Origin of the sequence: Bradyrhizobium centrolobii (assembly GCF_001641635.1) — a bacterium.
GTDB classification, from domain to species: domain Bacteria; phylum Pseudomonadota; class Alphaproteobacteria; order Rhizobiales; family Xanthobacteraceae; genus Bradyrhizobium; species Bradyrhizobium centrolobii.
Genome location: NZ_LUUB01000062.1, coordinates 42392 through 69182 on the forward strand (window position 1 = coordinate 42392; position 26791 = coordinate 69182).

General features: G+C 65.9%; 28 protein-coding genes and 1 pseudogene. 25 read left to right on the plus strand and 4 right to left on the minus strand.

Translation table 11 applies throughout. The features are described from left to right. The first annotated feature begins 71 nt into the window (after positions 1-71). From ruvB to AYJ54_RS19315, 5 genes are all read left to right on the plus strand, one after another. Positions 72-1124 carry a Holliday junction branch migration DNA helicase RuvB gene (gene ruvB / locus AYJ54_RS19295; RefSeq protein ID WP_063701132.1) on the plus strand — a complete coding sequence of 351 codons (1053 nt, stop codon included), beginning with the start codon at positions 72-74 and terminating at the stop codon, positions 1122-1124. 100 nt (positions 1125-1224) lie between these two features. Beyond that, the gene (locus tag AYJ54_RS19300) at positions 1225-2094 is read left to right on the plus strand and encodes a DUF6869 domain-containing protein (protein ID WP_063701134.1); all 870 of its coding nucleotides are present in this window, start codon (positions 1225-1227) and stop codon (positions 2092-2094) included. Between the two features lie 105 nt (positions 2095-2199). Beyond that, a complete protein-coding gene (locus AYJ54_RS19305) occupies positions 2200-3117 on the plus strand; it encodes a metallophosphoesterase (RefSeq protein ID WP_063701457.1) in 918 nt (305 codons plus the stop codon). Between the two features lie 113 nt (positions 3118-3230). Next, positions 3231-3635 carry a tol-pal system-associated acyl-CoA thioesterase gene (gene ybgC / locus AYJ54_RS19310; protein WP_082905754.1) on the plus strand — a complete coding sequence of 135 codons (405 nt, stop codon included), beginning with the start codon at positions 3231-3233 and terminating at the stop codon, positions 3633-3635. A gap of 79 nt (positions 3636-3714) precedes the next feature. Then, positions 3715-4182: a nuclear transport factor 2 family protein gene (locus tag AYJ54_RS19315; protein WP_063701138.1), complete on the plus strand. Its 468-nt coding sequence runs from the start codon at positions 3715-3717 to the stop codon at positions 4180-4182. A gap of 202 nt (positions 4183-4384) precedes the next feature. Here AYJ54_RS19315 and AYJ54_RS52505 read toward each other — a convergent pair. Then, positions 4385-4625, minus strand: a pseudogene (locus tag AYJ54_RS52505) (type 1 glutamine amidotransferase); the annotation flags it as partial. On the opposite strand from AYJ54_RS52505, the gene AYJ54_RS51330 reads away from it, so the two are divergent. Continuing rightward, entirely contained in the window at positions 4606-5004 is a 399-nt protein-coding gene (locus tag AYJ54_RS51330) for a hypothetical protein (RefSeq protein WP_063701140.1), read from the plus strand. The pseudogene AYJ54_RS52505 and the gene AYJ54_RS51330 overlap by 20 nt on opposite strands. A gap of 167 nt (positions 5005-5171) precedes the next feature. On the opposite strand, the gene AYJ54_RS19325 is transcribed toward AYJ54_RS51330, so the two are convergent. Further along, positions 5172-5888, minus strand: a complete 717-nt coding sequence (locus AYJ54_RS19325; RefSeq protein WP_063701141.1) for a type 1 glutamine amidotransferase — start codon at positions 5886-5888, stop codon at positions 5172-5174. 38 nt (positions 5889-5926) lie between these two features. Beyond that, complete coding sequence (locus AYJ54_RS19330; RefSeq protein WP_063701143.1) at positions 5927-6844, minus strand: LysR family transcriptional regulator; 918 nt, start codon at positions 6842-6844, stop codon at positions 5927-5929. 151 nt (positions 6845-6995) lie between these two features. Here AYJ54_RS19330 and AYJ54_RS19335 point away from each other — a divergent pair, with 151 nt between their 5' ends. Genes AYJ54_RS19335 through AYJ54_RS19380 form a run of 10 tightly spaced genes read left to right on the plus strand, consistent with a single transcriptional unit; the run spans position 6996 to position 17095 of the window. Next, on the plus strand, positions 6996-7952 hold the full coding sequence (locus AYJ54_RS19335; RefSeq protein WP_082905746.1) for an N-carbamoyl-D-amino-acid hydrolase: 957 nt from the start codon (positions 6996-6998) through the stop codon (positions 7950-7952). A 39-nt stretch (positions 7953-7991) separates the two neighbouring features. Beyond that, entirely contained in the window at positions 7992-8819 is an 828-nt protein-coding gene (locus AYJ54_RS19340; RefSeq protein WP_063701147.1) for an ABC transporter substrate-binding protein, read from the plus strand. Next, entirely contained in the window at positions 8816-9673 is an 858-nt protein-coding gene (locus tag AYJ54_RS19345; RefSeq protein WP_063701149.1) for an amino acid ABC transporter permease, read from the plus strand. The genes AYJ54_RS19340 and AYJ54_RS19345 overlap by 4 nt, the downstream gene beginning before the upstream one ends. Next, the gene (locus tag AYJ54_RS19350) at positions 9670-10434 is read left to right on the plus strand and encodes an amino acid ABC transporter ATP-binding protein (RefSeq protein WP_063701151.1); all 765 of its coding nucleotides are present in this window, start codon (positions 9670-9672) and stop codon (positions 10432-10434) included. The genes AYJ54_RS19345 and AYJ54_RS19350 overlap by 4 nt, the downstream gene beginning before the upstream one ends. Positions 10435-10448: 14 nt before the next feature. Then, positions 10449-11264 (plus strand): ABC transporter substrate-binding protein, encoded by an 816-nt coding sequence (locus AYJ54_RS19355; RefSeq protein WP_063701153.1) that lies wholly within the window; start codon positions 10449-10451, stop codon positions 11262-11264. Beyond that, complete coding sequence (locus tag AYJ54_RS19360; RefSeq protein WP_063701155.1) at positions 11251-12135, plus strand: polysaccharide deacetylase family protein; 885 nt, start codon at positions 11251-11253, stop codon at positions 12133-12135. Before AYJ54_RS19355 ends, AYJ54_RS19360 begins: the two co-directional genes overlap by 14 nt. Positions 12136-12143: 8 nt before the next feature. Next, on the plus strand, positions 12144-12800 hold the full coding sequence (locus AYJ54_RS19365; RefSeq protein ID WP_063701459.1) for an aspartate/glutamate racemase family protein: 657 nt from the start codon (positions 12144-12146) through the stop codon (positions 12798-12800). Positions 12801-12810: 10 nt separating this feature from the next. Then, positions 12811-14130: a dihydroorotase gene (locus AYJ54_RS19370; RefSeq protein ID WP_063701157.1), complete on the plus strand. Its 1320-nt coding sequence runs from the start codon at positions 12811-12813 to the stop codon at positions 14128-14130. Between the two features lie 11 nt (positions 14131-14141). Next, the gene (locus AYJ54_RS19375) at positions 14142-15725 is read left to right on the plus strand and encodes an ABC transporter substrate-binding protein (protein ID WP_063701159.1); all 1584 of its coding nucleotides are present in this window, start codon (positions 14142-14144) and stop codon (positions 15723-15725) included. Continuing rightward, complete coding sequence (locus AYJ54_RS19380; RefSeq protein WP_063701161.1) at positions 15722-17095, plus strand: amidohydrolase family protein; 1374 nt, start codon at positions 15722-15724, stop codon at positions 17093-17095. The genes AYJ54_RS19375 and AYJ54_RS19380 overlap by 4 nt, the downstream gene beginning before the upstream one ends. A 204-nt stretch (positions 17096-17299) precedes the next feature. On the opposite strand, the gene AYJ54_RS19385 is transcribed toward AYJ54_RS19380, so the two are convergent. Further along, positions 17300-18226, minus strand: coding sequence for a LysR substrate-binding domain-containing protein (locus AYJ54_RS19385; RefSeq protein ID WP_063701162.1), 927 nt, complete (start codon positions 18224-18226; stop codon positions 17300-17302). Positions 18227-18496: 270 nt separating this feature from the next. Between AYJ54_RS19385 and AYJ54_RS19390 the strand changes: the two genes are divergently transcribed. From AYJ54_RS19390 to AYJ54_RS19430, 9 genes are read left to right on the plus strand one after another with little or no spacing between them, the layout of a single operon-like run. Next, positions 18497-19531, plus strand: coding sequence for an ABC transporter substrate-binding protein (locus tag AYJ54_RS19390; RefSeq protein ID WP_063701164.1), 1035 nt, complete (start codon positions 18497-18499; stop codon positions 19529-19531). 28 nt (positions 19532-19559) lie between these two features. After that, positions 19560-20600: an ABC transporter ATP-binding protein gene (locus tag AYJ54_RS19395; protein WP_063701166.1), complete on the plus strand. Its 1041-nt coding sequence runs from the start codon at positions 19560-19562 to the stop codon at positions 20598-20600. Continuing rightward, complete coding sequence (locus AYJ54_RS19400; RefSeq protein WP_063701168.1) at positions 20597-21496, plus strand: ABC transporter permease; 900 nt, start codon at positions 20597-20599, stop codon at positions 21494-21496. The genes AYJ54_RS19395 and AYJ54_RS19400 overlap by 4 nt, the downstream gene beginning before the upstream one ends. Further along, the gene (locus AYJ54_RS19405) at positions 21493-22299 is read left to right on the plus strand and encodes an ABC transporter permease (protein WP_063701170.1); all 807 of its coding nucleotides are present in this window, start codon (positions 21493-21495) and stop codon (positions 22297-22299) included. Before AYJ54_RS19400 ends, AYJ54_RS19405 begins: the two co-directional genes overlap by 4 nt. A gap of 8 nt (positions 22300-22307) precedes the next feature. After that, complete coding sequence (locus AYJ54_RS19410) at positions 22308-23444, plus strand: NAD(P)/FAD-dependent oxidoreductase (RefSeq protein WP_063701172.1); 1137 nt, start codon at positions 22308-22310, stop codon at positions 23442-23444. 32 nt (positions 23445-23476) lie between these two features. Further along, positions 23477-23773, plus strand: a complete 297-nt coding sequence (locus tag AYJ54_RS19415) for a (2Fe-2S)-binding protein (RefSeq protein ID WP_063701174.1) — start codon at positions 23477-23479, stop codon at positions 23771-23773. Continuing rightward, positions 23770-25188: an FAD/NAD(P)-dependent oxidoreductase gene (locus tag AYJ54_RS19420; protein WP_063701176.1), complete on the plus strand. Its 1419-nt coding sequence runs from the start codon at positions 23770-23772 to the stop codon at positions 25186-25188. Before AYJ54_RS19415 ends, AYJ54_RS19420 begins: the two co-directional genes overlap by 4 nt. After that, the gene (locus tag AYJ54_RS19425) at positions 25185-26306 is read left to right on the plus strand and encodes an NAD(P)/FAD-dependent oxidoreductase (RefSeq protein WP_063701178.1); all 1122 of its coding nucleotides are present in this window, start codon (positions 25185-25187) and stop codon (positions 26304-26306) included. The genes AYJ54_RS19420 and AYJ54_RS19425 overlap by 4 nt, the downstream gene beginning before the upstream one ends. 12 nt (positions 26307-26318) lie before the next feature. After that, positions 26319-26666: a RidA family protein gene (locus AYJ54_RS19430; RefSeq protein ID WP_063701180.1), complete on the plus strand. Its 348-nt coding sequence runs from the start codon at positions 26319-26321 to the stop codon at positions 26664-26666. Positions 26667-26791: the final 125 nt, after the last annotated feature.

Sequence of the window (26791 nt, forward strand, 5' to 3'; positions counted from 1 at the left end):
CCCCTCCCGGATCGCCTGCGGCGACCCGACCTCCCCCGCAAGGGGGGAGGTGGCTGTGGAGTTCGTGGCGCATGAACACACCCTCCCGCATGGTCTCGCCCGAGCGCCGCAGCGACGATGTCGGCGACACCGCGATGCGTCCGCAGTCGCTGTCCGATTTCGTCGGCCAGCAGCAGGCGCGCAAGAATCTCTCGGTGTTCATCGAGGCCGCGCGCAAGCGCGGCGAGGCGCTGGACCACGTGCTGTTCGTCGGTCCCCCCGGCCTCGGCAAGACCACGCTGGCGCAGATCGTGGCGAAGGAGCTCGGCGTCGGCTTTCGCGCGACGAGCGGACCCGTGATCGCCAAGGCCGGTGATCTCGCGGCGCTCCTCACCAACCTCGAAGAGCGCGACGTACTCTTCATCGACGAGATCCATCGCCTGAGCCCCGCGGTGGAAGAGGTGCTCTATCCCGCGATGGAGGATTTTCAGCTCGACTTGATCATCGGCGAGGGCCCGGCGGCGCGCTCGGTGAAGATCGAGCTCTCCAAGTTCACCCTTGTCGGCGCCACGACGCGTGCCGGCCTTCTCACCAATCCGCTGCGCGATCGTTTCGGCATCCCGGTCCGGCTCAATTTCTACACGATCGAGGAACTGGAGAGCATCGTCACCCGCGGTGCGCGCGTACTCAATGTCGGCATGAGCGCTGATGGCGCCAACGAGATCGCGCGCCGCGCCCGCGGCACGCCGCGCATCGCTGGCCGCCTCTTGCGCCGCGTGCGCGATTTCGCCTCGGCGGTGAACGCCGACAAGATCGACCGCAAGATCGCCGATCACGCGCTGAGCGCGCTCGAGGTCGATGCCGCCGGCCTGGACGCCATGGATCGCCGCTACCTCACGACCATCGCGCTCAACTATGGTGGCGGCCCCGTGGGCGTCGAGACGATGGCCGCCGCGCTGTCCGAGCCGCGCGATGCGATCGAGGACATCATCGAGCCCTATCTCATCCAGTGCGGCTATCTCCAGCGCACCCCGCGCGGCCGCCTGCTCACCTCGCACGCCTTCCGCCATCTTGGCCTCGCCGAACCCTCGCGCGATGCGGCACAGTTTGGCTTATTCGGCACCGATCAGGCCGAGGACGACTGACCGCCGCAGTCGATGAACCCGCCGGTTCCCGTCAGTCACTAATGCGAACGCGCGGCGATCGGGCTCGCCGCTTCAAGCTCAGTGACCGGAGTGGGAAGCAATGGGGCTGACGGACAACGCGACATTGCTCGAGACCATCGCGGCCGCGCCGCAACTGCGCACGCCCGACGAGACCGAGGCGTTCCTCGATCCGATGCCGCTCGGCGAGCTGGCGTCGATGTGGCGCGCGCTCCAGCGCGTCAGCCGCCGCGACCAGGTCGGCAGCATCTCGGCTATAAAACTCTATTTCGATCACCTGCCGCATCGCAAGCCGCAAGGAGCGCTCGATCTCGTGCTGGAGGTTCTCAAGACCGAGGCTGACAAGCAGACCGTGATGCAGCTCAACGACAAGTTCCTGCTGGCGCTGTTCTATGCGCATGGCAACGAGGTGATCGCACGCATCGAGCAGGAGGTGGAGCGCAATCCGCGCCTGCGCTGGCTGCTCGGCGGCGTGCATTTCGCAGCCGACGATGCCCTGGCGCCGCGTGTCGCGAAAATCGCCGAACGGCAAGCCTGGCAGGCCGATCACATCGCCCAGCGCACCCCCCGCGAGCCGCTCGATTGCGCAAGCATGTCGCTCGCCGAGCTCGCTCGCGCCTGGGTCGAGCAATATTCCAAATCCGAGCGCGACCAGGACGACAATCTGTTCACGATCATGGATTTCGAGCGCGACCTGCGCGAGGACGATCCTGACCGGATGATCGACCTGATCCTGGAGATCCTGAAGATCGAGTCCAATCCGGTGCTGCTTTCGCTGCTCGCCGCCGGGCCGCTCGAGGATGTGATCAGCCTCACCACGATCGACCGCATCGAGCGCGAGGCCCGCGTCAACACACGCTTTCGCGATCTGCTCGGCGGCGTCTGGTACTACCGTGCATCCGACGAGTTGAAATCGCGGCTGGATGCGCTGGTCGGGCAGGATCGCTGGTAACTTTTGGCAGACAGTCTGCATGAGTATGCAGACGATCTGCACAAACGCACCCCAATTCCGCTCCAATCGGGCCCCATCAAGGAGCCGCATCACGATCGGGCCTTCATGATCACTCGGCGACATCTCATCCGTTCCATTGGTGGCCTCTCCGCCCTCGGCGTCTCGACCGCCGCCTACGGCGTCGGCGTCGAGCCGGTGCTGCGGCTTCGCGTCACCCGCTATCATCCGACCCCGCGGCAATGGCCGGCAGATTTTCCGCTGAAGATCGCTGTGATCGCCGACATTCACGCCTGCGATCCCTGGATGTCACTGGATCGGATCGAGGCCATCGTCGACCGCACCAACGCGCTGAATGCCGACCTCATCGTGCTGCTCGGCGACTATGTCGCCGGTCTTCACCAGGTCACGCGCATCATTCCGTCGAACGAATGGGCCGCGGTGCTGGCCGGCCTCAAGGCGCCGCTCGGCGTCCATGCCGTCATGGGCAATCACGACTATTGGGACGACAGAACCGTGCAGCAGGCAGGGCACGGGACGACGATCGCCCAGCGCGCGCTGGAGGCGGCCGGCATTCCCGTCTACGAGAACGACGCCGTGCGCCTCACCAAGGACGGTCGGCCGTTCTGGCTCGCCGGCCTTGGCGATCAGCTTGCTTATCTGCCGGCGCGGCGCTTCCGGAGCATGGTGCGTTTCGGCGCCGACGATCTCAGCGCGACGCTCGCAAAGGTCACCGATGACGCGCCGGTGATCCTGCTCGCGCATGAACCCAACATCGCGCCGCGCGTGCCTGCGCGCGTCGCGCTGCAACTGTCCGGCCACACCCATGGCGGCCAGGTCCGCCTCCTCGGCTGGTCGCCGGCAGTTCCGCCGCAGCATGGCCTCCGTCTTGCCTACGGTCACTTTCGGCTGAAATGCGACGTCATCGTCTCCGGCGGCCTCGGTTGCAGCATCATGCCGGTCCGCGTCGGCGTACCGCCGGAAATCGTCGAGGTGACGCTGGGGCGAGGGCCTTTGGTCGCATAGCCGCGCTTGCGCGGCCGGCGATTTTTGCGCAAAACGGGCCGGTAGCGATAGGCGAAGAGGCTCGCGACGTGACAGCTCATCTCGACGGCGAGATCCGCGACGGCCGCCACCACATGCAGGTCCGCGTCTACTACGAGGACACGGATTTTTCCGGCATCGTCTATCACGCGAACTATCTGCGCTTCATGGAGCGCGGGCGCACCAATCATCTGCGGCTGATGGGCGCCGAGCAGCAGGCGCTGTTCGAGCAGGTCGAGACGGAAGACGCCGGCTTCGCCTTCGTCGTGCGCTCGATGCACCTGGATTTCCTAAAGCCCGCGCGGATGGACGACGTGCTCGACGTCGTGACCTGGCCGATCGCGGTGAAGGGCGCGTCCATCATGTTGGCGCAGGAGGTGCGGCGCGGCGAGGACGTGCTGGTCAAGGCCGAGGTGCGCGTCGCCTTCATCAGCGGCGGCCGCGCCCAGCCGATCCCGAAATCGATCCGGTCCTTGATGAAGGCCGATGTGAATTCGTGATCGGGCGATAGGCACTGACCTCTCGACTCCGTGGCCTGCGGCGATAGATTTGCGCTCCCGTCAACCGATGAGGCAAGCCATGTCGCGTCCGCCGCTCCCGCCCTTCACGAGAGAAACTGCCGCGCAAAAAGCCCGCATGGCCGAGGATGCCTGGAATTCGCGCGATCCCGCGCGCGTCGCGCTCGCCTATACCGAGGACAGCCGCTGGCGCAATCGCTCGGAAATCTTTGAGGGCCGCGAGGCCATCGTCGCGTTTCTCACCCGCAAATGGGAGAAGGAGCTCGACTACCGCCTGATCAAGGACCTCTGGGCCTTCGACGGCAACCGCATCGCCGCGCGCTTTCAATATGAATGGCAGGACGCGAGCGGCCAGTGGTACCGCTCCTACGGCAACGAGCAGTGGGAGTTCGACGAGCACGGCCTGATGAAGCGCCGCGAAGCGTCGATCAACGACATCGCGATCGCGGAGAAGGACCGCCGGTTTCACTGGCCCGCGCCGGGGCCAAGGCCGCAGGATGTGCCGGGGTTGGGGGACAGTTCGTTCTAGAATCTCGCGCGAGCGGCGCCCTGCACCCTCTCCCCTTGTGGGAGAGGGTGGCTCGCCGCGCAGCGGCGAGACGGTGAGGGGTCTCTCTCCGCGTGTGAATCTCTCGCGATAGATTCGCGCAGACAACCCCTCATCCGGCGCTTCGCGCCACCTTCTCCCACAAGGGGAGAAGGGAAGAGTCCCGCGCGTCCAGCACCGTGAATTAAAAGGCTGTGCGCTTCGTCAGAAACCTTGTGATCGCGCCACCCAGCTTGCCGCTGTCCAGCGGTTCGGCCAGCGCGGCCCCTCGCCATGGCAACGACAGCATCCGGCGCGCTCCTCTCGCGGAGCTCGCAGCATACCTGCGCAAACTCCACGTCGAATTCCGGATGTGGCCGCACCGACAGCGTCGTGCCATTGGCGTAGAGCAGGCCGGCATGGGGCGTGAAGTCGGTCGTCAAGATTACCGGCATCGCTTCGCGGGAGATCGAGTCAACGCGCACGCCGGGCATTTTGCGCTGCGATGAGGAGAATAATGAACAGCCGTTCATGGAACGGTGCCGTTTCCAATTCGTTCTTCAGAGTGCCTATCCGAGGAGGAAGAAAATGAGGACAATCATTATTGCAGTTTCTGCCATCGCCCTCATGGGGACCGCGCCGGTCGTGTTTGCGCAAGGTGTCTCAAGCACGACGCCGGGTCAGGAGATGCAAACCAAGGCGGCTAAGAAAGGCCACCCTGCGGGACATAAGATGCATGCCATGGGTTCTAAGAAGAGCCATCCCGCTGCGTCCACTTCTGCTCCTGGTCAAACCACCGGCTCGAGCACGAAGCGTAGCTACTGACGAGCATCTCACGGTTGCCCAATAGCAAGAGCCGCCGTGGTCTCAACCGGCGGCTTTTTACGGTTCTGAGCGACCGGCAGAGTACGCAGATATTGGTGACAGGCGGCCCGCCTGTGCGCGACGGCGAGGGGAGAAGGGAAGAGTCCCGTGCGGCGGCACGGCGCGGATTAAGAAGACGTCCGGCGCCTCGCCAGAAACCGCGTGATCGCGCCACCCAGCTTCGCGCTGTCGAGTGGCGCGGCGAGCGATGCTATGGCCGTAGCGACGACGTTGTCCGGCGCGTGGCCTTCGCGGAGCTCGCAACAGACCTGGGCGAAGCCCACGTCGAATTCTGGATGCGGCTGCACGGAGAGCGTCGTACCGTTGGCGTAGAGCAATCCGGCATGCGGCGTGAAGTCGGACGAGAGGATCGTGCGCGCGTCGCCAGGCGTTTCGATCACCTGGTCCTGGTGCGAACAGGCGATCGCGAGCGCTTTGCCGTCGATGACGCCATTGTCCGGTGTCACCTGGTAGACGTGCCGGCCAATGCCCCAGCCCTTTTCCGATTTGCGCACCGTGCCGCCCAGGGCCTGCGCGATCAGTTGATGGCCGAAGCAGACCCCGACCATCGGCGTCCTGTTCGCATGAGCGGTGCGCACAAATTCCTCGAGTGGCGCGATCCAGTCGAGCCCGTCGTAGACGCCGGCAGCCGCGCCCGTGATCAGGATCGCTTCCAGCCCGCGCGCGTCGGGAAGGGCGTCGCCATCGGGGATGCTGACGATGTCGAACGTGGTTGAGGGATCCGCGGCGCGGACCATGCGCGTGAACATGTCCGGAAACGCGCCGTGGCGCTCGCGATACTTCTTCGGGACGTGTCCGGTCTCGATGATGGTGATGCGTGCCATGTGCCCTCGGTTATGAGATTGTGCGTGCCTGTGCGAGCTCAGTTGCGTTTCGCCGCTTGTGACATCCCGCTCTCCAGAAGCCTGCTTTCGTTGCGGACCTCGTTGAGAAAGGCCTTTGCCAGCCGCGACAGCGGTTCGGCCTCCGACCACAGCATATAGGCGACCGCGTGGGTCGTCGGCGCGAAGGGGCGCACGACAAGGCCGCTGCTGCTGTTTTGCCGCGGCGAGAAGGGATCGACGACCGCAGCGCCGACGCCGGCGGCCGCGAGCACGCAGGCCGTGTTGCAGTAGCGGACCTCGACCGTCGGCTGGAACGGCGCGCCGGCACGCGCAAAGCTGTCGCGCACGGCTTCGCCAAGCCGCGTGCCGCGCTCGAGCCCGATGAAGGGCAGGCCGGAAAGATCCGGGGCCGAGATCACAGGCCTGTCGGCAAGCGGATGCTGCGGCGGCAGCACGCAGACCATCTCGCCGGTGTGGACCACCTCATGCGCGATGCCGGGGTGATGCGTCAGCCCGAGCGCAAAGCCGAGCTCGGCGACACGGCTGAGCACGCCTTCGATGATGCCCTCATAGCGGCGGACGTCGAAGAACACCCGCGTCTCCGGACGGCGGCGCAGGAATCCGGACAGAGCGGAAGGGATGATGCTGTAGGCGAGCGGCGGCGTCGCGACGATCGACAGATGCCCGGAGCGGTTCTCGCGCAGATCGCGCACGCGGTTCTCGAGCTTGGCGTGCAGCGCAAAGATCGCCTCGCTCTCCTTGTACAGCGCCATCGCTTCCGCGGTCGGAAACAGCCGGTTGTTGACGCGCTCGAACAGCGCAAAGCCCGCCTGCGCCTCCATCATCTTCAGCGCGTTGCTGACCGCGGGCTGCGACAGCGCCAGTTCGTCCGCCGCCGCAACCGTGGTGCGATGGCGGATGACAGCACGCAGGATCTCGAGCTGGCGCAGGTTCATATAACTGCCGATTATACTCCGGGCCAAAAGATCATAGCAGAACGAATTGCTTTTGCAGCCCCGCTTCCGCGTAATGGCAGCGGATTTGCGCGCTGTATCAAAGAGTTCGTTCGCCCAGTGAGGCAGCAGCGCGCATAGATTGGAGGCAGTCTTGGTTCGTGTCCTTCGCGCCGCCGCCGCCCAGATGGGGCCGACGCAAAAAGCCGATACGCGCGCGCATACGCTGGGCCGGATGCTCAGGCTTCTGGAGGAGGCCGCCGGCCGCGGTGCCAGCCTCGTGGTGTTTCCGGAGCTTGCCTTCACCACCTTCTTTCCGCGCTGGCTGCTCGAGGGCGAGGCGCTCGACCACTATTTCGAGCGTGGCATGCCCAACCCGGCGGTCGCAGCGCTGTTCGACCGCGCGCGGGCCCTGCGCGTCGGATTCTATGTCGGCTACGCCGAGCAGACTCCGGATGGCCGCCGCTACAACTGCGCCATCCTGGTCGACCGCGACGGCGAGATTCTCGGCCGCTATCGCAAGGTGCATCTGCCGGGCTCGGTCGAGCCGCGGCCAGGTGCGCGCTACCAGCAGCTCGAGAAGCGCTATTTCGAATATGGCGACCTTGGCTTTCCCGCCTTCCGCGCCGGCTCGGCCTGGGGCCACGCCATCATGGGCATGATGATCTGCAACGATCGCCGCTGGCCGGAATCCTGGCGCGTGCTCGGCCTGCAAGGTGTCGAGCTCGTCTGCATCGGCTACAATTCCGCCGCCTATGATCCCAATGGCGGCACCACGGAAGACGCCGCACTCCGCACCTTCCACTCGACATTGGTGACGCAGGCCAATGCCTACATGAACGCGACCTGGGCGATTTCGGTGGCCAAGGCCGGTGAAGAGGACGGCTCCGGCTTGATCGGCGGCTCCTGCATCGTCGACCCCAACGGCCGCATCGTCGCGCAGGCGGAGACGCTGGCCGACGAGGTCATCGTCGCCGACATCGATCTCGACCTCTGCCGCCAGGGCAAGGACAAGATGTTCAATTTCGCCGCCCATCGGCGGCCCGAGCAATATAGGGTGATCACCGAACGCGCCGGCGTCATCGAGCCGGCGGTTCTCGACGCGGATTGATTTCAAACGGCCGGTCGCGGCGTTGGCAAAGGAGCTGACATGACACGCCTCTCGCTTTCTCTCGGTCTTGCAGTGCTCGCCGTTGCAACGTGCGCGCAGGCGGCCGAGCTTCCGGCGGAAATCAAGCAAGCGGGCGCGCTGCGGCTCACAGTCAACTCGACTTACGCCCCGATGGAATATCGCGATCCCGCGACCAGCGAGCTGGTCGGGCTCGACATCGATCTCGCCAATGAGCTCGCCAAGCGGCTCGGCGGGCTCAAGATCGTCTGGAGCGAGACGCCGTTCGCCGAGCTGATCCCGTCGCTTCAGACCAAGCGCGCCGATTTCATCATCTCCGGCATCTCGGACCGCGCCTCGCGGCGGGAGACCGCCGATTTCGTCGATTACCTCACGACCGGTCCGCAGATCTTCGTCATGTCCGAGAACGAGGCGAAGGCCGCCACCGATCTCTGCGGCAAGAAGGTCGGCACCACGCGCAGCACCAGCTTCCCGGTCGAGATCGAGAAGTGGAGCAAGCAGAATTGCGAGGCGGCCGGCAAGCCGGCCATCCAGTACGTCCCGGGCGAGAATTCGATCGACGTCCGCAACCAGCTCAAGCAGGGCCGCATCGACGCCGCCGTGCAAGGCAGCGAGACCCTGCCTTACGCGCAATCGCAGGAGGCCGGCAAATATCGCGTGGTCGGCGAGCCCTTCGCCAAGGGCTATCAGGGCATCATGTTCCGCAAGGACGATACGGCCTTGCGCGAAGTGGTGACGGAGAAGCTCACGGCCATGATCGCCGACGGCTCCTACAAAGCCATTCTCGACAAATGGGGATTGGGCGCGAACGCGGTCGCCCAGCCCATACTGAACGCGGCGCCGCAATGAAGCCGGCGCCCGCCCTCGCGGAGGGTTTTCCCGATCTGTCCGGGATGCGGATCGCGCGCGAGCCGCACTGGTTTCGTTGGCTCAGCGCGGCCCTGATCGTCCTCGTGCTGGCGGCGATCGCGCGCGCGTTTGCGGCGGGTCAGATCGAATGGTCCTATGTCAGCCGCTTCCTGACCGCAAAGGTCATTCTCGAAGGCATCGTCAATACCATGGTGATGGCCGTGCTGGCGATGGCGCTCGGCATCGTGCTCGGCATCGTCGTGGCGATCATGCGGTTGTCGCCCAATCCGGTGCTGAAGTCGGTGGCCGCCGGCTACACCTGGCTGTTCCGCGGCACGCCGCTGATCCTGCAACTGCTGTTGTGGTTCAACCTCGCGCTGGTGTTCCCGACCATCGGCATTCCCGGCGTCTGGACCGCGCGCGCGGTCGACGTCATGACGCCGTTCCTCGCGGCGCTGCTCGGGCTCGGCATCAACCAGGGCGCCTACACCTCCGAGGTGATGCGCGCCGGCATGCTGTCGGTTGACATTGGACAATATGAGGCGGCGCACGCGATCGGCATGGGGCGGCTGCGCGCGCTGCGCCGGATCATCCTGCCGCAGGCGATGCGCGTGGTGATCCCGCCGCTCGGCAACGAATTCATCGGCATGGTGAAGGCGACGTCGCTTGCCAGCGTCATCCAGTATCCGGAGGTGCTGCACAGCGCGGAGAACATCTATTACGCCAACTCGCGCGTGATCGAGCTGCTGATCGTCGCCGGGCTCTGGTACCTGCTCGTCGTTTCCATCCTGACGCCGCTCCAGATGCTGCTCGAGCGACGCTTTGCCCGCGGCACGATGCAGTTCGCCCGATGACAAAACCCCTCGTCGCGATCCGCTCGGTCAGCAAGAATTTTGGAGAGTTTCAGGCTCTCAAAACCGTCTCGCTCGACGTCTGGCCCGGCGAGGTGATGTGCCTGATCGGCGCCTCCGGCTCGGGCAAGACCACGCTGCTTCGCTGTATCAACCAGCTCACCGCGATCGACAGCGGCGGCATCTGGCTCGATGGCGAGCTCTTGGGCGTCCGCGAGCAGGGCGGACGGCTCTACCGTCTTACTGAGCGGGAGATCGGGCGGCAGCGGCTGAAGACCGGCATGGTGTTCCAGCGCTTCAACCTGTTCCCGCACAAGACCGCGCTGGAGAACATCACCGAGGGCCCGCTTCAGGTGCAGGGGCGGAAGTCCGACGAGGTGCGTACTGAGGCGCTCGAACTGCTCAGGCGTGTCGGGCTCGCGGCGAAGGCGGCCTCGTATCCCGCGCAGCTCTCCGGTGGCCAGCAGCAGCGCGTCGCGATCGCCCGCGCGCTCGCCATGAAGCCGATGCTGATGCTGTTCGACGAGCCGACCAGCGCGCTCGATCCGGAGCTCGTCGGCGAGGTGCTCGCGGTGATGAAGGAGCTCGCGCGAAGCGGCATGACCATGATGGTAGTGACGCACGAGCTCGGCTTCGCGCGCGAGGTCGCCGACCGTGTCGTCTACATGGACCAGGGCGCGATCGTGGAGCAGGGGCGGGCCTCCGACGTATTGGCTGCGCCGCGCGAGGAGCGCACGAAGGCTTTTCTCTCTGCAGTGATCTGAATGGGGGCGTGTCGATGATGAGAGTGTTGGTGGCAGCGGCGCTGATTTGCGCCACGACGGCGTCGGCGGCAGCGATCGAGCTGCCCGCCGAGATCGCCAAGCGGGGCAGCATCAAGGTCGCGCTGGTGCCGAACTATCCCCCCATGGAGTTCCGCGATCCCGCCACCAACGCGCTGTCCGGATTCGACATCGATCTCGGCGAGGCACTGGGCCGCAAGCTCGGTGTCAAGATCGAATGGCAGGAGACCAGTTTCGCCGAGTTCATGCCGTCGATCGCGACGGGGCGCGTGGACGCCATCCTGTCCGGCTTCACCGACTATGCGAGCCGGCACGAGATCGCGTCCTTCGTCGATTATCTACGCAGCGGTCCGCAGTTCTTCGTGCAGCAGTCGCGCGCGGCGGAGTTCAAGGATGCGGCGGCACTCTGCGGCAAGAAGGTCGGCGCCAGCCGCCGCACCATGTTCCCGGCGCAGATCGCGGCCTGGAGCGAGAAGAACTGCGGCAGCAATCCGATCCAGTTCGTCGGCACCGACGGCTCGGCCGATGCGCGCACGCAGCTCAGACAGGGCCGCATCGATGCCGCCGTGCAGGGCAACGAGACGCTGCCCTATCTGATGGACCTCGAGCCCAGCGCCTATGCGGCCGTGGGCGAGCCCATCGCGCAGCAATTCACCGGCATCGCCCTGCCGGTCAAGGAAAAGGCGCTTCAGCAGGCGGTGGTGGAAGCGGTCGATGCGCTGATAGCCGACGGCACCTATCGCGCCCTGCTGGCCAAGTGGAAACTGACCGACAACGGATTAGAAAAGGCGACCATCAATGCTGGACAGTAAGGCACTCAAGAGCATCCCGCTCGTTCCGGCCAACACCGCAGATCCCGCGCCTAGCTACCCCTGGCCGAAGCCGTATACGTCGGCGATGTTCCTGTCATTCGACGTGGATGCGGAAAGCGCGTGGACCAGCAAGGATGCCGTGCACGCGCAGCGGCTCATCACCATGAGCTATGGCGGCTACGAGGCGCGCGTCGGCACGCCCAAGCTCCTGGAGCTGCTCGACCAGCTCGATCTCAAGGCGACGTTCTTCGTCACGGGATGGTCGGTCGATGCGCATCCGGCCATGGCCGAGTCCATCCTCAAGGCCGGCCACGAGATCGGGCATCACGGCTATCACCATCTCCTGCCCGATCCCGGCGATCCCTGGATCGAGGAGGAACTGGAGCGCGGTTTCGAGGCGCTGAAGCGCCGGCTCGGCGTCAAGCCGATCGGCTATCGTGCGCCCTACGGCGAGTTCACCGAGGAGCTGCGTGCCGCGCTGGTGCGCCATGGCATCGTCTACACCTCATCGTTCCGCGACGACGTGCGGCCCTATCGCCATCGCCTCGCCGACGGCAAGCCGGGCACGATCGAGCTGCCGGTGACAGCGAGCTATGACGACTGGATGCACGGCCTCTCCGCCCGCTTCAGCCCGCGCTCGATCTTCCCCAAGGAGCATGTGCTCTCGCTGTGGAAGGACGAGCTCGACGAGGTCCGTGACTGGGGCGCGATGGTGACGACCGTGCTGCATCCGCAATGCAGCGGCCGGCCGATGCGGCTGCGCCTGCTGCGCGAATTCCTGACCTACGCCAAATCCTGCCCGGATCTCTGGATCACCACCGGCGAGGCGATCGCGGCCAACTTCCTGCGCCATGAGGCCGGCAACCGTTGAGCAACGCCATGACCCGTCGACGCATCCTGGTCATCAACCCGAATTCGTCGGCGTCGGTCACGGCTGCCATCGACGACGCGGTCGCGCCGCTCAGGATCGCCGGCGGGCCGGAGATCACAGTGGAAGGCCTTGCCGAGGGGCCGCCCAGCATCACCTCGCAGCGCGACGCAGACAGCGTGGTCATGCCGCTCGTGGGCCGCGTCGCGCGCGATGACGCCGATGCCTTCGTGCTGGCCTGCTTCAGCGATCCCGGCCTGCATGCGGTGCGCGAGGCGGCGGGCGGCCGCCCGGTGATGGGCATCGCCGAGTGGGGCATCCTGCGTGCACTGACACTCGGCGAGCGTTTTGGTGTGATCGCACTGTCGCCGTCGAGCATCCGCCGCCAGCAGCGCATGGTGCGGCAGATCGGCGTCGATGGCCGTTATGCCGGAAGCTGGTCGGTGGGCGCGAGCGCGGCTGAGACGGCAGGCGCCGATATCCGCGGTCGATTGATCGAAGCCGGACGAGCGCTGGTCACCCAGCGCGGTGCAGATGTGGTGGTGATGGGGTGCGCCGGCATGGCCTCGCACCGATCGGCGATTGCCGAGGCGATTGGCGTGCCCGTGGTCGAGCCGGCGCAGCAGGCGGTGGCGGCCGCCATCGGTGCGGTTCTGTTGCGAGCTTGAGAGGTGGACGATGCATTGTGATCTTCTGATCAGGAACGGCACCTGCGTCACGCCCTGGGGCGAGGAAGCGGCCAATGTCGGCGTCGCCGACGGGCGCATTGCGACGCTGTCCGCGACATCGGCCGACACGGCCGATCAGGTGATTGACGCCAGCGGCCTCCATGTCCTGCCCGGCCTGATCGACAGCCATGTCCATCTGCGTGATCCCGGCGATCCCGCGGTGGAGACACTGAGCACCGGCACGCGTGCCGCCGTGCTCGGCGGCATTGCCACGCTGTTCGACATGCCCAACACCAACCCGCCGATAGCCGACCAGGAACGGCTCGACTGGAAGCGCGGCTTTGCCGAAGAGCAGAGTTTTTGCGACATCGGCCTCTACATCGCCGGGGCCAAGACCAATATCGGCGAGCTCGCACATCTCGAGAGCGAGAGCGGCGTTTGCGCGATCAAGGTCTTCGCGGGCTCCTCGACCGCATCGCTGCTGGTCGAGGACGACGAGCATCTCGAAAAGGTCATGCGTGCCGGCCGCCGCCGCATCGCCTTCCACAGCGAGGACGAATACCGTCTCCAGGCCCGCAAGCCGATGTTTTCGCGCGGCATGCCGCATCGCTCCCACATGGAATGGCGCGACGAGGAATGCGCCTTCCTTGGCACCCGCCGCCTGATGGCGCTGGCGCGCAAGACCGGACGTCCCGCACACATCCTCCACGTTTCCACGGCGGAAGAGCTGAACTATCTGCGCGACTATCGCGATGTTGCAACCGTCGAGGTGCTGGTCAATCACCTGACGCAAGTCGCGCCGGAGTGTTACGACACGCTCAAGGGATTTGGCGTGATGAACCCGCCGATTCGTGGGCCACGTCACCACGAGGCAAGCTGGGCCGCGGTGTGCGACGGCATCGTCGATACCATCGGCAGCGATCACGCCCCGCATTCGCGCGCGGCCAAGGAGCTGCCCTGGCCGGATTGCCCGGCCGGCCTCACCGGCGTGCAGACGCTCGTCCCCGTGATGCTCGATCATGTCAATGCCGGCCGGTTGTCGCTGTCGCGTCTCGTCGATCTCATGGCGGCGGGTCCCGCGCGCGTCTACGGTCTCGTCGGCAAGGGGCGATTGGCGGCCGGCTACGATGCCGACTTCACCTTGGTCGACATGAAGGCGAAGCGCACAATCGAAGAGTCCTGGATCGTCTCGCCCTGCGGCTGGACGCCCTTCGCCGGCAAGAAGATCACCGGCTGGCCGATGGCCACCATCATCCGCGGCCACACCATCATGCGCGAGGACGAGGTGCTGGGCACACCGATCGGCCGCCTTGCCCGCTTCGCGTCCTAGGAGTTTGTTCAATGCCGATCTCCCGCCGCTCCCTGCTCAAAGCCGCGGCCGCCGCGCCGGCCCTGTCGCTGCCGGGGATCCTGCGCGCCGAGGAACAGACCACCCTGCGGTTCATTCCGGTGATCGATCTCGCCTTCGTCGATCCGATCTACTCGACCGCGCAGGTATCGCGAAACCACGGCTTCATGGTCTACGACACGCTCTATGGCATGAACTCGTCACTCCAGGTCTCGCCGCAGATGTTGTCGGGGCATGTCATCTCCAATGACGGGCTTCAGTGGGACCTCACCCTTCGCGACGGCCTGTTCTGGCACGATGGCGAGCGCGTGCTCGCCCGCGACTGCGTCGCGAGCATCCGCCGCTGGGCGGCGCGCGACGGCTTTGGCGGTGAGTTGATGGAGGCAACCGACGAACTGTCGGCTGCTGACGACCGCACTATCCGCTTCCGTCTCAAGCGTCCGTTCCCGCTCTTGCCGCAGGCGCTCGGCAAGGCCGCGATCAACGCTTGCTTCATGATGCCGGAGCGGCTGGCGAGCCAGGATCCGTTCAAGCCGCTGACCGAAGTGATCGGCAGCGGCCCGTTCCGCTATCTCGCCGACGAACGCGTGCAGGGCGCGCGCAACGCCTATGCCCGCTTCGAGCGCTACCAACCGCGCACCGACGGCAAGCCCGACTGGACGGCGGGGCCAAAGATCGTGCATTACGATCGCGTGGTCTGGACCACCACGCCCGATGCCGGCACCGGTGTCGCGGCGCTCCAGACCGGCGAGCAGGACTGGCAGGAAACGACGCCGCATGATCTCTTGCCGGTGATCAAGGCCGCCGGCGACATAGAGACGCGGATCCTCGATCCCCGAGGTTACGCCTGCATGCTGCGCCTCAATCATCTCCAGCCGCCGTTCGACAATCCCGCCATTCGCCGCGCGCTGTTAGGCGCGATTGATCAATCCGCTTTCATGACCGCGGTTGCCGGCACCGATCCAGCGTTCCAGGTGTCGCCGATCGGCTTCTTCGCGCCCGGCACGCCGATGGCGAGCGAGGTCGGGCTCGACGTGTTCCGCGGTCCGCGCGACTACGCCAAGGTCAAGGCCGATCTGAAGGCGGCCGGCTACAATGGCGAGAAGATCGTGGTGCTCGTCCCGACCAACTCACTGGCGCAGAAGCCGCTCGGCGAGATCGCCGTCGACAGCCTGCGCAAAGCAGGCATGAACGTCGAATATGCCGGGCTCGATTTCGCCGTCGTGCTGCAGCGCCAGCTCAAGAAGGATCCGATCGGACAGGGCGGCTGGAGCGCGGCGGTCGGCAACTGGCAGGGCATCGACTGGCTCAACCCGGCCGGCAACACCAATCTGCGCGGTGAGGGCAAGGTCGCCGGCTGGTATGCGAGCGAGAAGATGGGCGGCCTGCGCAGCGAGTGGCTGGCGGCCTCCGAGCTCGCCGAGCAGCAGCGCATCTGCCGCCAGATCCAGGCCGTCGCGTTCGAGGAAATTCCCTATATCCCGATCGGCCTGTACAAGCAGCCGACCGCCCATCGCAAATCCATCACCGGCATTCTCGACGGCACCGCCGTCTTCTGGAACGTACGCCCCGCATGAGCACGATCGCAATCTTCGGCAGCTATGTGCTGTCACGCAAGGACGGCGCGCAGGATGTCTTGCGCGACCACTGGGTTCTGGTCGAAGGCAAGAGGATCGCTGCCGTTACGCGCGACAAGCCGCGCGCGGATTACGTGCATGACCGCCCCGGCCGCTTCGTCCTGCCGGGCCTGTTGAACCTGCACAATCACTGCTTCAGCGAGGCGGTGGCGCGCAGCCACACCGAGGACGGCAACGGCCGCCGCAACAACCAGAGCATCGTCTACACGGTGCTCTTGCCCCTGACCAAGCGCGGCGCCGATCTGCTGTCGGCGGAGGAGCGCATGGCCGTCGCGCGGCTCGGCATCCTCCAGCTTTTGAAGGGGGGCGCCACCACGGTGATGGAGCCGTTCCGCAATTCGATCCCCGAGATGTTCGACGCGGCGGAAGAGATGGGCATCCGCTTCTACGGTGCGCCATATCTCTTCTCCACCTCGGACGCCAAGGCGGGTCCCGACGGCGTGGTGCGCTATGCCGGCGACGACGGCACGGCCGACATGGCAACGTGGGATGCGCTCTATCAGCGCTGGAACAATCGCGGCGACGGACGCATTGGCCTTGCGATGAGTCCGCATGCGACCGATACCTGCGGTCCCGATCTGCTGAAAGCCTGTGCCGCGCGGGCGCGCGAGCTCGGCGTGCCCATCACGACGCATCTGGCGCAGAGCCGCGCCGAGGTCGAGACCATCGGCAAACGCTATGGCGGCCGCACACCGGCGCAATATCTGGACTGGCTTGGCCTGCTCGCGCCGGACCTGCTCGCCGCGCACTGCATTTCCAGCACCGACGACGATCTGAAGCTGATGGCGGCGCGCGGCGCGACGGTGCTGAACTGCCCGCGCGTGTTCGCGCGTGCCGGCATCACCGCCGCGTTCAGCCGGTTCGCAGGCCACGGCGTGCGCACCGTGGTCGGCACCGACGGCTACAACATGGACCTGCTCGGCGAGCTCAATGCTGCCTCGCTCATCTCCAAGACCGCGTCGCAGCGCGCCGATGTCGCGAATTCGCCCGAACTGATCGAGGCAAACACGGCTGTCGCCGCCGACGTCATCAAGCGGCCAGATCTCGGCAGGATCGAGCCGGGCGCGACCGCGGATCTCACTGTCGTCGATCTCACCCATCCGCATCTTCAGCCGCTGTTCGACCCGCGCCGCGCGCTGGTCGCGCTCGCCAACCGCGCCAACATCGATCAGGTCATGGTCGACGGCCGTATGCTGGTCGATGCCGGCCGCTATCTCGGCGCTGACGAAGCGGCAATCACGGCGGCCGGCACCGCTGCGATCGGCAAGATCTGGGACCTGCCCGAGGCGCAGGCCGCGTTCAACGGCTGACGGCCTCACCGTATTTGGCGTTGCGAGTCGGATAGGCGTTTGCTCGTGGCAACACAGTGCTCTGCCCCTCACCCGGATCGCTTACGCGATCCTACCTCTCCCCGCGAAAGAGCGGGGAGAGGCTGAGACACGCCAACACATGTGCGTTCTGAGCGGGCTTCTTAAGTGAGGGACGCGCCGCTCCCTCACTCCCTCTCCCCGCTCTTACGGGGAGAGGGTGGGGTGAGGGGCAGCCTTGTCGAATTCGGCGAGCGCCTTGCGCACGGTCTCGACCAGATCCAGCGCCACTGGCGAGGGGCTGCGCTGCGCGGGAAGGACGGCTGAGAATTCGAAGTCGATGCGCGGCAGAAAGCGGCGCACGACGACGCCGCGGGTTGAAAATTCCTGCGCGGTGAAGGGATCGCAGATCGCGACCCCGAGCCCCGACGACACCATGCCGCACATGATCTCCGACAGCGCGGTCTCCACCCGGAGCACGCGGTGGACGTCGCTGCGGTGAAAGACCTGGTCGACGAGATGCCGGCTCGCCGACCCCGCCGACAGCGAGATGAAGGTCTCGCCTTCGAAATCACGTGGCTCCAGCACTTCCTTTTCCGCGAGGCGATGTCCGGTCGGCAGCACCGCGACGCGCGCCAGTCCTGGTAGCCGCAGGCTCGGCAGGCCGGAATGGGCAATCGGCACCTCGGCGAAGCCAACGTCGCATTGGTTATTGAGCACCCAGTCGACCACGATCGGCGAGATCACGCCGAAGAAGGAGAGGTTGAGGTTGGGCCGCTCTTTCAGGAAGTGACCGGCGAGCCGCGGCAGGTAGCCGTTCGACAGCGCCGGAAGTGCTGCGATCCGCAGCGAGCCGGTGCGGCGGCCGCGGATCTCTTCGGCCGCCGCGGTGATACGCTCGAGGCCGACGAAGGAGCGCTCGACCTCGGTATAGAGCGCCGTCGCTGCCGCAGTCGGCACAAGCCCGGTGCCGCGCCGCTCGAACAGCTCCATCTTCAACAGCGCCTGGAAGTCTCGCAGCAACCGGCTGACCGCCGGCTGCGTCACCGCCATCAGCTTCGCCGCCTCGGTCACGCTGCCGGTCAGCATCATCGCGCGGAAGGCCTCTACCTGCCGCGAATTGATCCGCGCCATCCCTTAAACTCTTCATAACATTTTGGCATGCAGAGGGTGCCATTATTCATTGGACGGTGGAAGTATAGCTCTGCGATCTTTTTCATCAGCGCTGGAGACAGCCCGTTTTTCCGGCAGATCGGGGCCAAAATCCCTCGATCGCCGCCAAAACCCGGTGAGCAGGGGCCGGAGCCCTGCTCGGATGGGAATTTGCGCCGAGGGGAACGCGGGTGCACTTCGGCCGTCTGATCGTCGACACGTCCCTCATCCCGGAATTGGAGATTGGTCCTTATGAAGACTCTCAGCCTTCTGACAGCGGTCAGCATCGCGGCGCTCGCCGCGGTCCCGTCGGTTGCCTCGGCCCAGCAAAAGACGCTCTATGTCGCCGGCTACGGCGGCTCGTTCGAGAAGACGATTCGCGACGAGGTGATCCCCACTTTCGAGAAGGAGAACGGGGTCAAGGTCGAATACGTCGCCGGCAACTCCACCGACACGCTGGCAAAGCTTCAGGCGCAGAAGGGCAACCAGCAAATCGATGTCGCGATCGTCGATGACGGTCCGATGTACCAGGCGATCCAGCTCGGCTTTTGCGGCAAGCTCGACGGCCTGCCGGCCGATCTCTACGACACCGCCCGCTTCAAGGACGATCGTGCCGTGGCGATCGGCATCGTCGCGACCGGCCTGATGTACAACACCAAGGTGTTTGCGGAGAAAGGCTGGGCGCCGCCGACCTCCTGGAACGATCTGAAGGATCCGAAATACGCAAAGCAGCTCGTCATCCCGCCGATCAACAACACCTACGGCCTCGAGGCGCTGGTGATGCTGTCGAAGATGAACGGTGGCGGCGAGTCCAATGTCGAGACCGGCTTCAAGATCTTCAAGAACGACATCAATCTGAACGTGCTCGCTTACGAGCCGTCACCCGGCAAGATGACCGAGCTGTTCCAGTCCGGCCAGGCCGTCATCGCGGTGTGGGGCACGGGCCGCGTGCAGAGCTTTGCCAACACTGGCTTCCCCGTCGACTTCGTCTACCCGAAGGAAGGTGCCGCGACGCTGCTGACGACGGCCTGTCCGATCACCAAGCCCAACGCCTCGCCCCTTGCGGTAAGCTTCGTCAAGATGCTGCTCGACCCGAAAATCCAGCTCGTGATGCTGAAGGACTACGGCTACGGCCCGGTGCTGAAATCGCTCGTGGTGCCGCCGGAGCTCGGCAAGATGGCGCCGATCGGCGAGCGCGCGGCAAAACTCTATAATCCGGACTGGACGGTCATCAACGAGAAGCGCGAGGAGTGGACCAAGCGCTGGAACCGCGAGGTCGAGCGCTGATCTGATCGCCCGCACCGGAGACCGTGCCATGGCCTATCTCGAGCTCGATCGGGTCGCCAAGCAGTTCGGCGCGCAGACTGTCGTCGACGACTTCAGTCTCGCCGTCGGCAAGGGGGAGTTCATCTCCTTCCTTGGCCCCTCGGGCTGCGGCAAGACCACGACCCTTCAGATGATCGCTGGCTTCCTCGATCCCACGCGCGGCGCGATCCGCCTGGAGGGCAAGGACCTGACCGCGATCCATCCGGCCAAGCGCGGGCTCGGCATCGTGTTCCAGAGCTATGCGCTGTTTCCGCACATGAGCGCGGCGGAAAACGTCGCCTTTGGTCTGGAGATGCGGAACGTGCCGCGCGCCGAGCGGGCCGAGCGCGTCCGCGCCGCGCTCGCGATGGTCGGTCTTGCCGGTTATGAGGACCGCCATCCGCGCCGCATGTCCGGCGGCCAGCAGCAGCGCGTGGCGCTCGCCCGTGCGCTGGTGATCAAGCCGAGCGTGCTCCTGCTCGACGAGCCGCTGTCCAACCTCGACGCCAAGCTGCGCGAGGACATGCAGATCGAGCTGCGCCAGATCCAGCGTACGATCGGCACCACCACGATCCTGGTTACTCACGACCAGAACGAGGCGATGTCGCTGTCGGACCGGATCGTGGTGATGAGCCAGGGCCGCATCGAGCAGATCGGCACGCCGGAGGAGACCTATGAGCGGCCGGCCTCGGCCTTCGTCTCGCAGTTCCTCGGCAAGACCAATGACTTTGCCGCGACGATCGATCGGACCAGCGCACCCGCGCGGCTGGTCGCGGGCTCCTGGAGTGCTCCGGCGCCGGCTGGGTTTAGCGGTCCCGTGACCGTCAGTGTCCGTCCCGAGAGGATCGGCTTTGGCGATGCCGGTCTCGCCGCGAAAATCGTCACCCGCATCTTCCAGGGCAATCACTGGCTGTTCCAGTGTGAGAGCGAATGCGGCCCGGCGATCGTGATCCGCCAGAACGACGGCCAGACGCAGCCGGCCGAAGGCGAAACGGTCCGTCTAGCCTGGAGGCCCGAGGACATGAGCGTGCGTGCTGGAGCTCCCGCATGACTGCGGTCGCCGACACCGCGCCACAAAGCGCCGCGCGGGAGCGCGGTCCGCGCACGCCCTGGGCGCTGACGGCACCCGCCCTGTTGCTGTTCGTCGGCGTGCTCCTGATCCCGCTCGCGATGACCGTGATGCTGTCGTTCCATGACTGGGGCCAGTACAAGGGCATCGAGCCGGTCTTCATCCTGAAGAACTGGCACGAGATCGCGACCGATCCCTATTACGCCGAGATGTTCTGGCGAACCTTTCGCATCGCGATCCTGACCACGCTGCTCACCGCAGTGCTAGGTGCGCCCGAAGCCTATATCCTCAACCGCATGAGCGGACGCTGGAAGAGCTTTTTCCTGCTCGTCATCCTCGGGCCGCTGCTGATCTCCGTGGTCGCGCGCACGCTCGGCTGGGCGCTGCTGTTCGGCGGCAACAATGGCCTCGTCAACAAGCTCCTGATGTCGCTTGGGGTGATCCGCGCACCCATTCCCTTCATGTTCACCGAGACCGGCATGGTCGTCGCGCTCGCGCATGTGATGATGCCGTTCATGGTGCTCTCGGTATGGGCTGCGCTGCAGCGCCTCGATCCCCAGATCGAGAATGCCGCGATGTCGCTCGGCGCGGGCCCCGTGACCATCATCCGCCGCATCATCATGCCGCAGATCATGCCGGGCGTGCTGTCGGGCGCGATCATCGTGTTCTCGCTCTCGGCCAGCGCCTTTGCGACGCCCGCGATCATCGGCGGCCGCCGGCTCAAGGTCGCTGCGACGCTCGCCTATGACGAGTTCCTCAATACGCTGAACTGGCCGCTCGGTGCGGCGGTCGCCACGCTCTTGCTGGTTGCGCTGATACTGATCGTCGTCGGCAGCAATGCGCTGATCGAGCGGCGCTATGCGGAGGTGTTCCGATGAGACGGAACGGCCCGCTCGCGCTGATCTTCCACGTCATCTTCGTCATCATCATGGTGGCGCCGATCCTCGTGGTCTGCCTCGTCGCCTTCACGCCCGAGGGCTACCTGTCGCTGCCGACCAACGGCTTCTCGCTGCGCTGGTTCAGGACGATTGCGAACTATCCCGAATTCATCCACGCTTTCTGGGTCAGCCTTGGGCTCGGCGCGCTGTCCTCCTTCGTGGCGCTAATGTTCGCGGTGCCGGCGGCGCTGTCGATCGCACGCTACAGGTTTCGCGGCCGCGACGCGCTCGCGGCGCTGTTCCTGTCGCCGCTGATGATCCCGCATGTCGTGCTCGGCATCGCCTTCCTCCGCTTCTTCACCTCTGCCGGATTGGGTGGCAGCTTTGCTGCGCTGATCATCGCTCATGTCATCATCGTGTTTCCGTTTGCGCTGCGGCTGACGCTTGCGGCGGCGACCGGCATGGACCTCTCGGTCGAGATGGCGGCAGTCTCGCTCGGTGCCGGCGGCTGGACGCTGTTCCGCCGGGTGACGCTGCCGCTGATCCTGCCCGGCGTCATCAGCGGCTGGGCGCTCGCCTTCATCCAGTCTTTCGACGATCTGACCATGACCGTCTTTCTCGCTGCGCCCGGCACCGAGACGCTGCCGGTGCGCATGTTCCTCTACATCCAGGACAACATCGATCCGCTGGTGACGTCGGTCTCGGCCTGCGTGATCGCGATCACCATGACCGCCCTCATTCTGCTCGACCGCTTCTACGGGCTCGACCGCGTGCTCGCCGGCAAGGGCGATACGGGACGATAGGAGAACTCATGTCAGGAGAATACGACGTCGCCGTCGTCGGCGGCGGACTGCTCGGCTCCGCCATTGCCTGGGGCCTCGGCCGGCTCGGGAAGTCCGTCGCCGTGCTCGACGAGGGCGACATCACCAAGCGCGCCTCGCGCGCCAATTTTGCGTTGGTCTGGGTCCAGAGCAAAGGGCTCGGCATGCCCGCCTATACGGTGTGGACCGTGCGGGCGTCGGAGGCGTGGAGCCGGCTCGCTTCCGAATTGAAGCAACAGACCGGTCTCGACGTCAGCCTTCAGCAGAATGGCGGCTTTCATCTGACGCTCGGCGAGGATGAGTTCGGCCAGCGTACCGAGCTGGTCAAGCGCATGCACAACCAGGCCGGTGCGGCCGACTACAGGATGGAGATGCTCCCGGCATCCGAGGTGAAGAAGGCGTTGCCGCTGATCGGTCCGGAAGTCTCCGGAGGCAGCTACTGTCCGCTCGACGGCCACGTCAATTCGCTGCGCACGTTTCGCGCGTTTCACACGGGCTTCAAGGTGTTCGGCATCGACTATTTTCCGGAGCGCCCGGTGTCGGCTATCACCAAGAGCGGCGGCGAATTCCGCCTGACGACGCCGAAGGGCGAGCTTCGCGCCGCCAAGGTCGTGCTCGCCGCCGGCAATGCCAACCAGACGCTGGCGCCGATGGTCGGCCTCTACGCGCCGATGGGCCCGACCCGCGGACAGATCGTGGTGACCGAGCGCACCATGCCGTTCCTGCCACATCCGCTGACCACGATCCGGCAGACCGACGAGGGCACGGTGATGATCGGCGACAGCAAGGAAGACGAGGTCGACGATCGCACGCTGAAGCATTCGATCAGCGCAGTGATGGCCGATCGCGCTCAGCGGATGTTCCCGCATCTGGCGCGGCTCAACGTGGTGAGGAGCTGGGCCGGCATCCGCGTCATGCCGCAGGACGGCTTTCCGATCTACGATCAGTCGGAGACCCATCCGGGCGCCTTCGTCGCCTGCTGCCATTCCGGCGTGACGCTCGCCTCCAACCACGCCTTCGAGATCGCGCGCATGGTTGCGCAGGGCGCGCTTGAGCCGGAGCTGGTCGGCGCCTTCTCGGCCAGCCGCTTCGGCGGAAGCGGCGCAGCCAACAACAGCGGCTACTAGAGATTCCAAGGAAGGAGCCAAGAGGCATCCCCATGTTCAAACGATCCGAATTGGACAAGCGACCGCAAGTCGAGATCTTCGTTGACGGCGTTGCCGTTGCGGCGCGGCAGGGCGACACCGTCTCCGCCGCGCTGCTGGCCTCCGGCCGCGATGTGCGCCGCTCGACCGCGGTGAGCGGCGCGCCGCGTCTGCCCTATTGCATGATGGGCGTGTGCTTCGACTGCCTCGTCACCATCGACGGCGTTGGCAACCGCCAGGGCTGCCTCGTGCCCGTGGCCGAGGGCATGCAGATCGAGATCCAGAAGGGCAAGCGGGAGATCGGAAAATGACCATGGCTCCCAAGCGCGAAGCCTACGACGTCGTGGTGATCGGGGCCGGCCCCGCCGGGCTTGCCGCCGCTGCGACATCAGCCGAGGCCGGCCTGTCGACGCTGCTGCTCGACGAGAACATCGGCCCCGGCGGCCAGGTGTTTCGCGCCATCGCTTCGACACCCGTGACCGAGCGCGCTCAGCTCGGCGCCGACTATTGGATGGGCGCCGACCTCGTGCAGGCGCTGCGCGCGAGCAGCGCGGAAGTTATCCAGCGTGCCACGGTCTGGAGCCTCGACCGCAACCTCGAGATCGGCGTCTCCATCGGCAGCGCCTCGGCGTTCGCTAGGGCGCGTCGCGTCATCCTTGCGACCGGCGCGCTGGAGCGGCCGTTTCCGATTCCCGGCTGGACGTTGCCGGGCGTGATGACCGCAGGCGCCGCGCAGACCATGCTGAAATCGTCGGGCCTGGTGCCGGACGGGCGTACGGTGATCGCAGGGCAGGGGCCGCTGCTCTGGCTGCTGGCCGCGCAGATCCTGCGCCTCGGCGGCCGCATCGACCACATCCTCGACACCACCGAGCGGGGCAATTACTTCGCCGCGCTGCCTCATGCCTTGGCCTTCCTGACCTCGCCCTATTTCGCCAAAGGCCTGTCGATGATGCGCGAGGTGCGGGCGAAAGTTCAGGTCATATCCGGCGTCACCGAGCTTGCCGCAGCCGGTGACGGCCAGCTCGCCAGCGTGAGCTATGTCGCCGGCGGCAAGCGCGAAACCATCCCTGCGGACCTGCTGCTCCTGCACCAGGGCGTCGTGCCCAACGTCAATCTCGCGATGGCGGCTGGCGTCGAGCATCGCTGGGACGAGCTGCAACTGTGCTGGTCACCGGTGCTCGATGCGAGCGGCACCTCGTCGGTCGCCGGCATCGCCATCGCCGGCGATGGCGCCGGCATCGGCGGCGCGACAGCCGCCGTGGTGCGCGGCCGCATCGCGGCGCGCGCAGCGGTGGAAGCGCTGGCGCCCGCGGCTGCCGCCAAGCTTGCGCCGATGGCGACGCTGCGCACCGATCTCGCCAAGGCGGAGCGTGGCCGCGCCTTTCTCGACACGCTGTTTCGACCTGCGAAGCAGTTCCGCATTCCCGCAGGCGACACCATCGTCTGCCGCTGCGAAGAGGTAACGGCGAAGGACATTCTCGACGCGGTCGCGATCGGCGCGACCGGGCCGAACCAGCTCAAGGCCTATCGCCGCACCGGCATGGGGCCGTGCCAGGGCCGGCTCTGCGGCCTCACTGTCACCGAGCTGATGGCGCAGGCTCGGGCTAAGAGCCCGCAGGAGATCGGTTATTACCGGCTGCGCGCGCCGGTCAAGCCGATCACGCTCGCCGAGCTTGCCGCCGTTCCGAAGAGCGAGGACGACGTCAAGGCGGTGGTGCGCGGATGACAAAAAGGGTGGATGCGATCGTCGTCGGCGGCGGCATCCACGGATGCTCGACCGCGCTGCATCTGTGCCTCGCCGGCGTGAAGCCGGTGCTGATCGAGAAGGACTATGCCGGCCGGCATGCCTCGGGCGTCAATGCCGGCGGCGTCCGCCAGCTCGCGCGGCACATTCCCGAGATTCCGCTGTCGATCCGCTCGATGGGGATCTGGGAAAAGATCACCGAGCTCGTCGACGACGATTGCAGCTTCGAGAGCCACGGCCAGGTCCTGGTCGCGGAGAACGAGGACGAGCTCGCGAGCTACCGCGCGCGCGTCGCCGAGCTGAATGGGCTCGGCTTCACGCATGAGGAGCTGATCGACGCGGCCGAGTTGCGCCGGCTCGTGCCTGCCGTGGCGGACACCTGTCCCGGCGGCGTGGTGTCGCGCCGCGACGGTGCGGCCAATCCGGCGCAGACGACGACGGCATTCCGGCGCAAGGCGGAGCAGCTCGGCGCGACCGTTCTGGAGGGCGTCGCCGCCACCAACGTCCGGCAGAACGGCGGGCTGTGGCACGTCGATGTTGGCACTGAGAGCTACGCTGCGCCGGTACTCGTCAACGCCGCCGGCGCCTGGGCGGGGAAAATCGCCGCGGCGCTCGGCGAGCCGGTCCCGGTCGAGACCGTGGCGCCGATGCTGATGATCACCTCGCGCGTGCCGCATTTCATCGATCCCGTCGTGATCCTGCGCGGCCGCAAGCTCTCCTTCAAGCAATTCAAGAACGGCACCGTGCTGATCGGCGGCGGCCATCTGGCAACGCCATACCAGGACCGCAACGAGACCGTGCTGGACTGGAAGAGCCTCGCGATCAGCGCGCGCACCGTGTTCGAACTGTTTCCGGTGATGCGGAGCGCGACGATCGTGCGGGCCTGGGCCGGCATCGAGGCCAAGATGAAGGACGATCTGCCCGTGTTCGGGCCGAGCGCCCGCCACAAGGGCCTCTATCACCAGTTCGGCTTCTCGCTGCACGGTTTCCAGCTCGGGCCCGGCGCCGGCGCCGTGATGGCAGAGCTGATCGTGAACGGCGGCACCCAGACCCGCGTCAGCGATCTCGGCATCGACCGCTTCCATCCTTCCGCGCTCTAAGAAGAGGACATCATGAGCATCACCCGCAGCATCCGTACGCCCATCATGCACCGCGCAGTCGAAGCCAACGGCTTCGTCTTCGTCGGCGGCGCCATCGCCGACGACACCAGCGTCTCGATGGGCGAGCAGACCCGCAATATTCTCGGCAAGATCGCCGGCTATCTGAAGGAGGCCGGCACCGACGCCTCGCGCGTCGTCAGCGCGTCAATCTTCGTCACCGATCTTTCCAAGAAGAAGGAAATGGACGCGGCCTGGACCGAATTCTTCGGCGAAAATCTGCCGACCCGCGCCACAGTCGGTGTTGCCGATCTCGGCGGCGGCGCTTTGATCGAGGTGGTGGTGACCGCGCTCAAGGGCTGATGGTCTCTTTCATCTCGCCGCCGCGCCGGTACCGGCGCGGTGGAGAACAGCCGATCGAAACATGAAGAAGTTGTAATCTGCGGAACACGCGGCTGTGATTTCAACTCACGACCGATTCCGTTTAT